At 70.8% G+C, this 13,256-nt stretch carries 11 protein-coding genes; 6 read left to right on the forward strand and 5 right to left on the reverse strand.

Annotation, left to right across the window (positions count from 1 at the left end):
• Positions 1-8: 8 nt before the first annotated feature.
• Positions 9-1,277, reverse strand: a complete 1,269-nt coding sequence (locus NRB56_RS25835) for an AAA family ATPase (protein ID WP_319943526.1) — start codon at positions 1,275-1,277, stop codon at positions 9-11.
• Between the two features lie 64 nt (positions 1,278-1,341).
• Between NRB56_RS25835 and NRB56_RS25840 the strand changes: the two genes are divergently transcribed.
• Positions 1,342-2,139, forward strand: coding sequence for an ArsR/SmtB family transcription factor (locus NRB56_RS25840; RefSeq protein ID WP_153346532.1), 798 nt, complete (start codon positions 1,342-1,344; stop codon positions 2,137-2,139).
• A 33-nt stretch (positions 2,140-2,172) separates the two neighbouring features.
• On the opposite strand, the gene NRB56_RS25845 is transcribed toward NRB56_RS25840, so the two are convergent.
• Positions 2,173-2,592, reverse strand: a complete 420-nt coding sequence (locus NRB56_RS25845; protein WP_153346534.1) for a PPOX class F420-dependent oxidoreductase — start codon at positions 2,590-2,592, stop codon at positions 2,173-2,175.
• 109 nt (positions 2,593-2,701) lie between these two features.
• On the opposite strand from NRB56_RS25845, the gene ligA reads away from it, so the two are divergent.
• Entirely contained in the window at positions 2,702-4,828 is a 2,127-nt protein-coding gene (ligA, locus tag NRB56_RS25850; RefSeq protein ID WP_319943527.1) for an NAD-dependent DNA ligase LigA, read from the forward strand.
• A 165-nt stretch (positions 4,829-4,993) separates the two neighbouring features.
• Positions 4,994-5,500, forward strand: coding sequence for a GNAT family N-acetyltransferase (locus NRB56_RS25855; RefSeq protein WP_319943528.1), 507 nt, complete (start codon positions 4,994-4,996; stop codon positions 5,498-5,500).
• A 47-nt stretch (positions 5,501-5,547) separates the two neighbouring features.
• Here the strand turns inward: NRB56_RS25855 and NRB56_RS25860 are convergent, their stop codons facing one another.
• Positions 5,548-6,198, reverse strand: coding sequence for an ACT domain-containing protein (locus NRB56_RS25860; RefSeq protein ID WP_319943529.1), 651 nt, complete (start codon positions 6,196-6,198; stop codon positions 5,548-5,550).
• A 261-nt stretch (positions 6,199-6,459) separates the two neighbouring features.
• On the opposite strand from NRB56_RS25860, the gene gatC reads away from it, so the two are divergent.
• Both gatC and gatA read left to right on the forward strand, forming a co-directional pair.
• On the forward strand, positions 6,460-6,756 hold the full coding sequence (gene gatC, locus NRB56_RS25865; protein ID WP_319943530.1) for an Asp-tRNA(Asn)/Glu-tRNA(Gln) amidotransferase subunit GatC: 297 nt from the start codon (positions 6,460-6,462) through the stop codon (positions 6,754-6,756).
• Positions 6,753-8,222 carry an Asp-tRNA(Asn)/Glu-tRNA(Gln) amidotransferase subunit GatA gene (gene gatA, locus NRB56_RS25870; RefSeq protein ID WP_153346538.1) on the forward strand — a complete coding sequence of 490 codons (1,470 nt, stop codon included), beginning with the start codon at positions 6,753-6,755 and terminating at the stop codon, positions 8,220-8,222. The genes gatC and gatA overlap by 4 nt, the downstream gene beginning before the upstream one ends.
• A gap of 172 nt (positions 8,223-8,394) precedes the next feature.
• Here the strand turns inward: gatA and NRB56_RS25875 are convergent, their stop codons facing one another.
• On the reverse strand, positions 8,395-9,738 hold the full coding sequence (locus tag NRB56_RS25875; protein ID WP_319943531.1) for an alpha/beta-hydrolase family protein: 1,344 nt from the start codon (positions 9,736-9,738) through the stop codon (positions 8,395-8,397).
• A gap of 31 nt (positions 9,739-9,769) precedes the next feature.
• Positions 9,770-11,383, reverse strand: a complete 1,614-nt coding sequence (locus tag NRB56_RS25880; RefSeq protein WP_153346542.1) for a hypothetical protein — start codon at positions 11,381-11,383, stop codon at positions 9,770-9,772.
• Positions 11,384-11,549: 166 nt separating this feature from the next.
• Between NRB56_RS25880 and NRB56_RS25885 the strand changes: the two genes are divergently transcribed.
• Complete coding sequence (locus tag NRB56_RS25885; protein WP_406603530.1) at positions 11,550-12,806, forward strand: sensor histidine kinase; 1,257 nt, start codon at positions 11,550-11,552, stop codon at positions 12,804-12,806.
• The last annotated feature ends 450 nt before the right edge of the window (positions 12,807-13,256 follow it).

The following is a 13,256-nucleotide window of genomic DNA, read 5'->3' on the forward strand; positions in this document are numbered from 1 at the left end:
CGCCGGGCTCAGCGCGCGACGAGTTCGCCGGTGCCCGATTCGGTCCGGTGCAGCGACCATACCGAGGTGTGCCGGGCCGCCGCGGGCTCCGCGCGTGTGGTGTAGATCAGTTGTGCGCCACGGGGATTGGTGTCCGGTTCGGTGAACATCGCGATCAGCCGGGCGGCGACGTCCGTGGGCAGGTGCAGGTCGAGATCGTCGACGACGAGCACCCGACCGATGTCCAGCGCGTCCAGCACGGCGGGCAGCAGCCGCAGCAGCGCCAGCGTCGAGGTCGATTCCGCCGCCACATCGATCGCGGTGTCCACGCCGGTGTGCACCAGGCTCACGCCGACGCCGCGGCGGTCGGCCATCCGGGCGTAGAGCGTGTCGCGGGCGGCCCGCAGATTGGCCAACTCCCGATTCAGCGCGGCCGGGGTCAGCCCGTGGCTGTGCTCCAGCTCGACGGCATGCCCCGGCGTGGTCAGGCAGGCGTCGGCCTCCTTGGTGGCGACGGCGATCTCCCCGTCGAGCTCGCGCAGATAGTCGGCGTACATCGGATCCGGCGCCGGCACGAGGATGTCCTCGACACCCAGGTCGGCCCCCCGCAGCAGCGTCAGCAACCGCGCGGCGTGCTCGGCCGACCGCGACAGATGGCTGCCGAGCCGATGCTCGATCTCCCGCGGATCACCGGCCCCGCCCACCACGTCGAGGCGATCGGCGAACCAGCGATGCGCCGGTGTCAGCGCCTCGGCGTGCAACTGCCCGGCGAGCCCGAGCAGCAGCGCGTTCGGCCGGACCAGCGGCGTCAGTGCGCCGATACCGTAACGGGCCGAATCGAATTGCGCGCCGATCCGGATCTGCTCCCCGGAACGCTCGAACACCACCCGCTTGCGCTGATGCGGGCTGGTGTGCAGCCATTCCTCGACGACGTCGGCCCGGTCGAGCCGGAATCCGTAACTGTAGGGCACCCCCTCGGCGACGAAGGTGACGGCGAATTCCGAAGGGCGGTCGGCGAATCCGAGATGCGGCGCGCGGACCGGCCCCGCGTACGGATCCCAGCCGGACACCGAGTTCAGCACCGCGTCCCGCATATGGGCGAGGGCGTCGACGAGGCTGGACTTGCCGGTGGCGACCGCGCCCCGGATCGCCGTCACGGGTGCGGGCAGCGCACCGGACCGGTTGCCGACCGGCCGCAGTTCCTGCGGTCCGGCCAGGAACCGATGATTCGTCACCTGGAAGCTGCGCAACACCCCGCCATCCTGCCGTTTCGCGAGGCCGGATGCGAGCCTTGACACGCAACCTTTTAGTTGCCTATGGTAGGCATATGCAACTGAAGGGTTGCATATGGAGGATGGTCCGATGGACGAGGTGTTCAAGGCACTGGCCGACCCCAGCCGCCGGCTCCTGCTGGACAGTCTGAACGCGCACAACGGTCAGACCCTGGCGCAGCTGTGCGTGGGCCTCCGCCTGACCAGGCAGGCGGTCAGCAAACATCTCGCGGTGCTGGAGGCGGCGAATCTGGTGACCACCCGCCGCCGGGGCCGGGAGAAACTGCACTACCTGAACGCCGAACCCATCAACGCCATCTCCGACCGCTGGATCCACCACTACGACCACCGGCGGGTGCACGCCCTCGCCGACCTGAAGACCGCATTGGAGAGCGCGACCATGAGCAACGAATTCGTCTACACCACCTACATCCGCACCACCGCGGAACAACTCTGGCGGGCGCTGACCGAACCGGCGTTCACCCGGCGCTACTGGGGCGCGAGTTTCGACACCGACTGGCGCCCCGGCTCGGAGCTGGTGTGGCACGAGAAGAATTGGACCGGAAAGGATCCCGAGCAGCAGGTGCTGGAATCCGATCCCTACCGGAAACTCTCGTACACCTGGCACACCTTCACACCCGAATTCGCCTCCGCGATGGACTTGGACCCCGAGCAGGTGGCGGCCTGGGCCCGGGAACCCCGCTCGCGGGTCACCTTCGAGCTCGAACCGCAGGGCGAATCGGTGAAACTGACTGTGGTGCACGACAATTTCGCGCCCGGCAGCGGCCTGCTGAGCGCGGTCAGCGGCGGCTGGCCGCACATCCTCGCCAACCTCAAGACGCTGCTGGAGACCGGCGACACCCTGCCCGGCGGCCCGGGAGCGAAGTAGCCCGGATCGTTCTCCGGGCCACCGCCGGATCGCTCAGGGCAGCATGCCGTACGCGTGATCCGGCCGAATCCGCACCACCGCACGGCGATCCGCGACCATGGCCCGCCGGTAGTCGTCCCAGTCCGGATGCTCGCCACTGGCCGCCCGATAGTAGGCGATCAACTCCTCGACGGTGGCGTCGTCGAGCTCCGCCGCGGGCGGGGTCAGCTCCACCGGACCCTCCAGGACCGCGTACTGCCAGAAGTCGGCGCTCGTCACGTGCAGCGCGGCCCACGGCTCCCGGCGCAGATTGTGGTACTTGGCGCGATCGGCCGTGATCGAGATCCGGACGACCCCCGCGTCGTCGATGGCATGAGTGACGTTCGACAGTTGCGGACGACCGTTGCGGCGGAGCGTGGTGAGCACCGAACGCGGCGTGGTGCGGGCGAAATCCAGTGCGGCATCGAGTTCCATACCGGCTGCAACGGCCCGTGCCGGTGGACTGTTCCCGACCGGCCGGATACGCCACGACGTGCGGGAACAGCCGCCGGGATATGTCGGTGGGCTGGGCTAATCTGCCTGCGTGAGCGAATCGGGGATCGAGATCCGGCCCGCGACGGGCGACGAGCGGACCCAGTGGCAACAGCTGGCGGAAGAGGTGCGCGATCACCAGTTCCGCTACTACGTCCGCGATGCGCCGATCATCTCCGACGGCGAATTCGACGCGCTGCTGCGGCGTTTGGAGGCGCTGGAGGAGGCCCACCCGGACCTGCGCACCCCCGATTCGCCCACCCAGCTGGTCGGCGGCGGCTTCGCCACCGAGTTCACCGCGGTCGACCACCTCGAGCGGATGATGTCGCTGGACAACGTGTTCGACGAGGCAGATATGCGGACGTGGATCAGCCGCGTCGAAGCCGAGACGGGCACCGACATCCACTACGTCTGCGAGGTGAAGATCGATGGGGTCGCGCTGAACCTGGTCTATGAGCACGGCCGCCTGGTCCGCGGCGCCACCCGCGGCGACGGCCGCACCGGTGAGGACGTCACGCTCAACGCCCGCGCCATCGGCGACATCCCGGCCCAGCTCAGCGTGAGCGACGAGTTCCCGATCCCGGAGCTGCTGGAGGTGCGCGGCGAGGTCTACTTCCGGGTCGCCGATTTCGAGGAGCTCAACGCCGCCATCGTCGCGGAAGGTAAACCGCCGTACGCGAATCCGCGCAACACCGCGGCCGGTTCGCTGCGCCAGAAGGATCCGGCGGTCACCGCGCGGCGGCCGCTGCACATGATCTGCCACGGTTTCGGCCGGATGGTGGGCTTCGCCCCCGAGTCCCAGCACGAGGCGTACCGCGCGCTGGCGGCCTGGGGCCTGCCGGTCTCCGAACACACGCGGCGGGTTCGGGGCGCCGACGCCGTCCTCGAGCGGATCCGCTGGTGGGGCGAGCACCGGCACGACATCGAGCACGAGATCGACGGCCAGGTGATCAAGGTCGACGAATTCTCGCTGCAACGCCGCCTCGGCGCCACCTCCCGCGCGCCGCGCTGGGCCATCGCCTACAAGTACCCGCCGGAGGAGGCCACCACCCGGTTGCTGGACATCCAGGTCAACGTCGGCCGCACCGGCCGCGTCACGCCGTTCGCGGTGATGGAACCGGTCACCGTCGCCGGTTCCACGGTCTCGATGGCCACCCTGCACAACGCCGCCGAGGTCGGCCGCAAGGGCGTGCTCATCGGCGACACCGTCACCATCCGCAAGGCCGGCGACGTCATCCCCGAGGTGCTCGGCCCGGTGGTCGACGTCCGCGACGGCACCGAACGCGCCTTCGTGATGCCCACGCACTGTCCGGAATGCGGCACCGAACTGGCCCCGGAGAAGGAGGGTGACGCCGACATCCGCTGTCCCAATCAGCAATTCTGCCCGGCGCAGTTGCGGGAGCGCGTGTTTCACGTCGCCGGTCGTGGCGCCTTCGACATCGAGGCGCTCGGCTACGAGGCCGCGATCGACCTGCTGAAATCCGGCGTCATCGGCGACGAGGGCGACCTGTTCGACCTCACCGAGGAGAAACTGCTCGGCACCACGCTGTTCACCAACAAGAACGGCAGCCTGTCCGCCAACGGTAAGCGACTGCTGCAGAACCTCGACGCCGCCAAGGACCGCGCCCTGTGGCGGGTGCTGGTCGCCCTGTCCATCCGGCATGTCGGCCCCACCGCGGCCCGCGCCCTGGCCGCGGAATTCGGCGAGATGGCCCGCATCGAGGCCGCCTCGGTCGAGGAACTGGCCGACGTCGACGGGGTCGGCCCCACCATCGCCGCCGCGGTCGTGGAGTGGTTCACGGTCGAGTGGCATCGCGTCATCGTCGAGAAGTGGCGCGCGGCCGGTGTGCGGATGGCCGACGAACGCGACGCCTCCATCGATCGCACCCTCGAGGGCCTGTCGATCGTGGTCACGGGCTCGTTGCAGGGCTTCTCCCGCGACGAGGCGAAGGAGGCGATCCTGGTCCGCGGCGGCAAGGCCGCCGGTTCGGTCTCGAAGAAGACGGCCTTCGTGGTCATCGGCGAGGCCCCGGGCACCAAAGCCGCCAAGGCCGAGGAGCTGGGCGTCCCGATCCTCGACGAGGACGGGTTCCGATTACTCCTGGAGTCGGGCCCGGAAGCGGTGTCGCCCGCCACGGCGGAAACCGGCGAGGCGGGCGCCGCCGACCCGGCCCAGTAGCCCGCGCACTGCTGCCCAGCCGTATCCGAGGAACGGATCCGGGGGTCGCGTCGGGGCCCGGGGCCACGCCTGCTCAGCAGGCTGCTCCACGTGATATCGCGTGCCCCGATGCGCGCATGCCGACCCGGGTGGCCGGTCACCGCCGCGCCTGGGCAGTATCGAAGCGTGGGTTCAGGCGAGAACAGGTTCGACATCCGGCCGGCGCAGCCGGCGGAATACGGGGAGATCGGGGCGCTGACCGTCTCGGTGTATCTGGGGGAGGGGCACGTCGATCCGGACAGTCCGTATCTCTCGACGTTGCTCGACACCGAGACCCGGGCACAGGCAGCCGACGTACTGGTCGCGGTGCGCCACGGCGAACTGCTCGGTTCGCTCACCGTCGTCGAGCCGGGCACCCCGTACGCCGACATCGCGCGGCCGGGCGAACTGGAATTCCGGATGCTCGCCGTCGCGAAGATCGCGCGCGGCAGGGGAGTGGGAAGCGCTCTGGTCGGGGCGGTCCTCGACACCGCGCGGAGGGCCGGCTATCCGGCGGTCGTCCTGACCACCATGCCGACCATGGCCGACGCGCGGCGCATCTACGAACGGATCGGCTTCGTCCATGTCCCTGAACGAGATTGGTACACCGGCTCCGGAAAACCGCTCACGGTCATGCGGCTGGCGCCGATCTGATCCGGTCAACTTCCGCAAATCGGGAGGATGACACGTGTTGCTCGAAGTCAGCCGAGGACCGTGGCGATGATGCCGGCGAGATAACCCAGCCGGGCGACCTCCGACGGCCGGAAGTCCGGACCACCCGGCCGGCCCAGCAGCAGCACCTTGCCGGTGTTGGCGAGCGGGGCGGCCGCCAGCTTGGTGTCCATGTCCTTCCAGATCTGCGGCACCCAGTCGGCCTCGCCGTCGAGCACCATCGGCTTCTCGAGCGGCATCCACGGCGCCGAGGCGGCCTGCGTCTCCGGGGCGCTCGGGCTGCCGACGACCCGGTAGGCCCCCTGCGACCCGATGTCGACGACCGTGCACCAGCCGACCCGGAGCACCCGCGGCACCCCGTCGACCAGCACCTGCAGCCGATCGTCGCGGGCGCCGGCGACCTGATCGATGAGCTCCAGCTCACGATGGGTGTCCAGCATCCCGGAGTACGGCCGTAGCGAATCCACGTGCACGTCGGCCAGCGATTCGGCGGCGGTGATCAGGGTGTCGGGCAGGGCGCCGGGCGGCACTTCGACCACCAGATCGTCGATGGCGAATCCGGCGCCGCGTTCGACCACGTCCAGCGACAGGATGTCGGCGCCGACGCCGCCCAGCGCGAGAGCGAGTGAGCCGAGACTTCCTGGGCGATCCGGAAGTTGCACGCGAAGCAGATATGACACGTGCGTTCCTTCCTTTCTGGTGCAACCGGGCCCTGGTCGGATACCCGAGTCTCGCAATACTTACACCCACCGCCTCGGACATTCGAGCCGAAGCGCGCGGGCGGCCGAGGAGACGGCCGACACCCGTAATTGTGCCCGTACGCCCGCCTCCTGTGCGCGGGTTGTCCGACGGACTCGCTAGGCTGTATCCGTCCCGCTCGACGGCCACTCGGTCGCCGCGGGGCGGATCAGTACCTCAATCTGCCGAAAGGGGTCCCCGCGGTGCCCGCCATCTCCCGCGACGAGGTCGCACACCTCGCCCGGTTGTCCCGGCTCGCCCTGACCGACGAAGAGCTCGACCTGTATGCGGGGCAGCTGGATTCGATCCTCAGCCACGTCCAGGTCATCTCGCAGGTCGCCGCCGATGTCCCGGCCACCGCGTCGCCGAATCCCACCACGAACGTGACCCGGCCCGACATGGTCGAGCCGTGCCTGTCCCCCGGCGAGGCGCTGTCCGGCGCGCCGGCGGTCGACGAGCAGCGGTTCCTGGTTCCGCAGATCCTGGGGGAGGGCGAATGACCGAGCTGACCACACTCTCCGCCGCCGAACTCGCGGAGAAGATCCACACCCGCGAGGTGTCCTCGGCCGAGGTCACCCAGGCGCATCTGGACCGCATCGCCGCAGTCGACGGCGAGCTGCACGCGTTCCTGCACGTGGCCGGCGACCGGGCGCTCGCCGCCGCCGCCGAGGTCGACCGCGAGATCGCCGCCGGTACCGTGGCCTCCCCGCTGGCCGGTGTGCCGCTGGCGCTGAAGGACATCTTCACCACCACCGACATGCCCACCACCTGCGCCTCCAAGATCCTGGAGGGCTGGGTCCCGCCCTACGACGCGACGGTCACCACCAAGCTGCGCGCGGCCGGCATCCCCATCCTGGGCAAGACCAACCTCGACGAGTTCGCCATGGGCTCGTCGACGGAGAACTCGGCCTTCGGCCCCACCCGCAACCCGTGGGACCACGACCGCATCCCCGGCGGCTCCGGCGGTGGTTCCGCCGCCGCCCTGGCCTCGTACCAGGCGCCGCTGGCGATCGGCACCGACACCGGCGGTTCCATCCGGCAGCCCGCCGCCGTCACGGCCACGGTCGGTACCAAGCCCACCTACGGCACGGTCTCCCGCTACGGCCTGGTGGCCTGCGCCTCCTCGCTCGACCAGGGCGGCCCCTGCGGCCGCACCGTGCTCGACACCGCGCTGCTGCACCAGGTGATCGCCGGATACGACCGCAAGGACTCCACCTCCCGCGACGTCCCCGTGCCCGACGTGGTGGCCGCGGCCCGCGAGGGCGCCCGCGCCGATCTGAGCGGCATCAAGGTCGGCGTCGTGAAGGAGCTGCACTCCGACAGCTATCAGCCGGGCGTCATCTCCTCCTTCGACGCCGCGGTCGCGACGCTGAAGGATCTGGGCGCCGACGTCATCGAGGTGTCCTGCCCGCACTTCGAGCACGCCCTGCCCGCGTACTACCTGATCCTGCCCAGCGAGGTGTCGTCCAACCTGGCCCGCTTCGACGCGATGCGTTACGGCCTGCGCGTCGCCGACGACGGTCAGCACAGCGCCGAGCAGGTGATGGCCGCCACCCGCGAGGCGGGCTTCGGCCCGGAGGTCAAGCGCCGCATCATGATCGGCACCTACGCCCTCTCGGCCGGCTACTACGACGCGTTCTACGGCCAGGCGCTGAAGGTGCGCACCCTCATCGCCCAGGATTTCGACCGCGCCTACGAACAGGTCGACGTCCTGGTCTCCCCGACCAGCCCGTTCACCCCGTGGAAGCTGGGCGAGAAGGTCGACGACCCGCTGGCGATGTACCTGTCCGACCTGTGCACCCTGCCGACCAACCTGGCCGGTCACTGCGCGATGTCGGTCCCGTCCGGCCTCAGCGAGGACGACGGCATGCCGGTCGGCCTCCAGATCATGGCCCCCGCCCTCGCCGACGACCGCCTGTACCGGGTGGGCGCCTCCTACGAAGCGGCCCGCGGCCCGATCTCCTGACCCGGCAACGGTTTCGGCGGGTACCTCAGGTGCCCGCCGAAACCCGTTTCGCGCGTACCGCTCTCGGCGCACATCGCCGGAACATTCTCGACGGCCTGCGACCTCGGTCCCGGAATTGACGGGGGGAGTATCCGTGCCGCCTCATGTGTGCGGGCGCTCGACTTGTACTCCGTCAGCAACTCCCCATCGCGGTCCCCTGATCGGTGCCGTACCGGTGGCCGTGGCCCGGGGTCGGCCCCAGCGCACCGAGCAGGTCCACCGACGTCTGCACGAAACTGATCACCGGAAGCCATTGGGGCAGCGGCGCATCGAGCCGAGTCCCGGCGAGGTCCGGTGCATGCCACAGCAATCGGGGTGACCAGCGCACTACAGGGTCGGAGGAGTTGGCCAGTACCGTCGCGCTCGCGCGGTGTACTCGGTTGGCCGGCGGCCCGGCCCACACCGCGGCACAGATCCGGCGCACCTGCTCAGCGTTCCCGCCGAAGACCGCGCTACCCGCCGCCGCCCCCAGACTCTGCCCGTAGACATAGAGTTTCGGCCGGACCGGCAACTCGTCCAATCGCCGCTCGACGGCCGCGAACAGCGCCCGCGCCGAGGTCTCGGCGGCCTTCCGGCCGAACACGAACGTCGCCCAGCTGGGCGCCTCCGAATACTGCAAGCCGACCAGCGCGACATCGCCGGCGAACCGCTCGTCCAACCCCGCCGCCGCGCGCGCATCGATCCACCCGGATCCGGTGGGCACCACCACGACCAGGTTGCCGCGGGTCAGTCCGCCCGAACGCTCGAGTTCCCGAATCGCCAGCTCCACTCGCGCATTCAGGTCCGCGGCGGACTCGAGACCGACATACACCCGCACGGACCGGTTCGGCGCTCCCGCCACGAACTTCCTGCCCTCCGCACCCAGCGACGGCCAGCTGACCGCCGACACCGCACTACCCGACCGAGCCGAGGAAACCGGCTGCACCACAGCCGGATCCATCGCCGCGTTGGCCGCCGCATAGGCCGACTGCCGCCACTGCGCCACCGTCGGCAGGAGAACGAACTGCGCGGCCAGCACCGCCACCACCACGAGCCCGACCCCCCGAGCGGGCCCGAGCCGCCGCCACACCCACCGAACCCCCAGCCCGATCCCGGCCAGCAGCCCCACGTCGAGCGCGGCCCCGCTCAGACACCGAGGCCAGTACCAGCCATCGATATCGGGCAGCCCCATCGCCGCACGCAGCGCGTTCTGCCAATGCTGAGCGTGCGCCACGGCCGCGCCGACGGCGACGACCCCGACCGCGACCGCCGGACCCCGCCACCGGTCCGATACGCCACCCCCGGACATATACCGCGACAACACTTTTCGCACACCACCCGCGAACGCGAGCGACACGGCCACCAGCAGCCCCGTCAACAACCCCTGCGCGGTCGACGTGCGGGGCAACAACCCCGGCGCCAACGACACGACCACCCCGACCGCCACCGCCGCCGAGGTCCCGATCCGCGGATACCGCAGGGGGATTCGTCGGGACACTCGAAAGTCTCTGCCCGAGAACATGTCTACCTCACCACGCCACGTCGGGCCCGGCGGCCGCAGAGCCGAACGACCCGGCGCGGAACCTCGCGGCCCGCAATGCGCGCGGTCCAGCCTCGTCCTCGTCCGCTACCGTCCTGCCTGTGCCGGTTTCGGCGGCGCGATAGTCGAACCACGCGGCCCCCACCGCGTGCGGGCCGCCCTCGTCCCCGACCGCTGCCGTTGCGGCTGTGCCGGTTTCGGCGGCGGGGTCGTGCAGCCGAGCGGCCCCCGGCGTGCGCGGGCCGGCTTGGTCCCCGACGGCTACCGGCCCGCCTGTGCCGGATCCGGTGGCGCGGTGGTCGAACCGAGCGGCCCCCAGCGCGTGCGGGCCGCTCTCGTCCTCGACCGCTGCCGTTGCAACTGTGCCGGTTGCGGCGGCGGGGTCGTTGAGCCGAGCAGCCACCAGCGTGCGCGGGCCGGCCTCGCGTCCGGTGGCATCCGGTTCGGCCGCGACGGATGCGACGACACTCGACCGAGCGGCGGTCGGTTGGCTGGCGTTCGGCCGACTCGCCTGTGGCCGAGCGGAATCCGAGATTCCGACGCTCGCCCGTGCCGGGACGGATCCGCCGCCTCCCGACTCGGCGGCCTGCCGTCCGGAGTTCTCCCGCTCGTTCGGGTTCACGGCTGTGCCGAGCAGGCCGGTGACCGGCCGGAAGGTGATCGAGCCGTCGGCGCTCGGCTGGCGAACATCCAATTCGATTGTCCCCGAACGAGAAATATCGAGGTCCACGGTATCCGCCCGGTCGGCGCGGAGCCGGACGGCATCGGATCCGGGGGCCGCCGACCAGCGCCCGGCGGCCCCGGGCGCGGACAGCCGCCGCGCGCCGGCCGACCGTGTCCCGGTCCGGAACGCCCCGAGGGGAAAAGGACCGGTCTGTGAAGGGAGCGGCAGCCGTCCGCCCCTCTCACCCTTCCTCCGCAGACGACCGGCAATTCTGCGCCCGGCGAGGGTGAGCCCACCCGCCAGCGCACCCAGCGCGAAGGCGAGCCCCATCAACCGCAGAAGCTCTGTCCCCGAGGAGTTTCCGGACAGCTGATGCCCGAACAGGTTCTCCGGCAGCGGAGTCGCGTAATTCTGCCGCCGCGAGTTCAGGTCGACCGCCGTGTCGGCGGTCGTGGCCACGAGATCGCACCCGAGCCGGCTCACCGTATCGGCGCGGCCCGCGCAGATCGTGTGCAGATGCCGTCCGAAGCCGGCGTCGACGGCCTGCCGGGCCCACGGCCCGAGCGGTTCGCCGTGGTCGTAGGCGTATCGCAACAGGTCGTAGCCGAGGTCGTGGGCCTGGCAGGCCACGGTGAAATCGGCGGGCAGCGGGACCGGCGAGGAGCAGTCGCCGCTCGGATCGACCAGCAGCCCGTCCCGGATCCCCGGCACATATCCGGCGCTCACGGCGAAGTCGTCCGGCAGTGTCGCCGAATCCGGCTGTGCGCCGGTCAGATTCAGCACCGCCACTCGGGCGGACGGGTTCTCGGGCACGGCCGCGCCGCCGGACGGAACCGTGGCCGCCCCTACCGGCGCCGCAACGGCGGTCGTGGTCAGCATCGTCAGGACGGCGGCGGAGCCGAGCACGCAGCGGACGCGCCGTCGAGTGGTGTCGCTCATGGCAGCCGACGCTAGGAATCGGATCCCGAATCCCACCTCCCGCTCGCGACGGATTCGCCGCTCGCCGACAGGAGGGACCGAAGAGCCCGATCTCATACCGGGGTAGGGGTGTGATTTGGCCCGTGGGTATGAAGACGGCTCGCCTCGCGATTCGTACTCTCGAGGAATGGCAAGTCGTGACAGGACCCGCAGGGCGCACCTCGGGCGGCAGGCGGTCGCCACCGTGCGCGACCACAATCGGCGCAGATGGCTGCTCGACGGCATGACCGCGCTGGTCACCGGCATCTTCTTCGCGGTCGCCTGGCCGACGCTGCACCTCACCCACCAGGTGCCCGCGGCGGCCCAGCCGTTCATCGCCGGCCTCGCGGCGTTCCCGTTCGCGCTGATCCGGGTCAACCCCGGCCTCGGCTGGGCCATCTCCGCCGCGTCGGCGGCCGGGATCGCGCTGATCATCCCGAACCAGCCGGATCAGCACCTGCCGTTCCAGGTAGTGCACATCCTGGCCCTGTTCGCGCTGCTGTTCTGCACGGCGGTGCGCGCCGACATCCGCCTGGTGCTGATCGGCTGGGGCGCCTCCGCGGTGCTGTTCGGCACCGCGATGGCCCGCCAGGACGGCCTCGGCTCCGCCGGCCTGGCGTGGCCACTGGCCATGACCGGCCTGGTCGCGTTCGGCCTACTGGTCCGCTGGCTGGTGCTGTCCCGCCGGGCGTTGGTCGAGCGCGAGGAGGAGAACGAGCTGGAGCGGGCGCGCCGCGCGATCCTGGAGGAGAAGGCCCGCATCGCCCGCGACCTGCACGATGTCGTCGCCCACCACATGTCGATGGTCGTGGTCCAGGCCCAGACCGCCCCCTACCGAGTGGGCGAGCTGTCCCCGGCCGCCGTGGCCGAATTCGAATCCATCGGCGCCTCCGCCCGCTCCGCGCTGAACGAGATCCGCGGCATGCTCGGCCTGCTGCGCAGCGACGGCCAGCTCGCCGACCACGCCCCGCAACCCACGGCCGTCGACCTGCTCGACCTGCTCGCCGGCGCCCGCCGGGCCGGCGTAACCATCGACTGGACGGTCGACGGCCCCCTGTCGGAGGTCCCGGACACCGTCGGCCTCGCCCTGTATCGCATCGCGCAGGAATCGCTGTCGAACGCGTCGCGGCACGCCCCCGGCACCGCCGTCCACGTGGGCCTGGCAGTACGCGCCGGCATCGTGCAACTCACGGTGGCGAACGAGCCCGGCACGGTCCCCGCCACGATCGGCGCCCCCGGCACCGGCATCGCCGGCATGCAGGCCCGCGCGGCCGCCTTCGGCGGCACCTTCCACGCCGCCCCGCGCCCCGACGGCGGCTTCGAGGTCCGAGCCACCCTGCCGCTGTCGGCCGCTTTCACCCTCCCGGCAACCGGCCCGATGACACCCACGGCCGTCCTCGCATGACAGCCCGCGAAAGCCGACCCGGCCACGGCCACCGATCCTGCCGCCGTCCGATCACAGCGTTGCCGAACCGATGATCGACTCGGATGGGCCATCGGCTCGATACCGGACGAGTCGACCCGCCTCGGTCACGGGGACTGCTGGTCCGTCCGTGCCGTCGGCAGTTCGTCCGCTGGAAGAACGGGGTGATCCGGCATGAGTTCGGTTCAGCCGCCCGGCAGATGAGTGCGGCCGCACGGAGTGGCTCCGACCCACCCCGGCCTGGTGCGCATTGCCGGGGCGCACCTGCCTCCTGATCGTCCACCACGATCACGACCTGTCCCTGCAGAGTTCGGCCCACCCGCCGACCGGCGCGGCTATCGGCACTACCGGCCCGGCGTCACCCGTTTCGTCCGGATGGTCCGCGCGGCGGCGGCCCTCGACCCCCGTGCCACACTGAGAGTCCCTGCGTCC

Origin of the sequence: Nocardia aurantia (assembly GCF_009604425.1) — a bacterium.
Lineage (GTDB): Bacteria > Actinomycetota > Actinomycetes > Mycobacteriales > Mycobacteriaceae > Nocardia > Nocardia aurantia.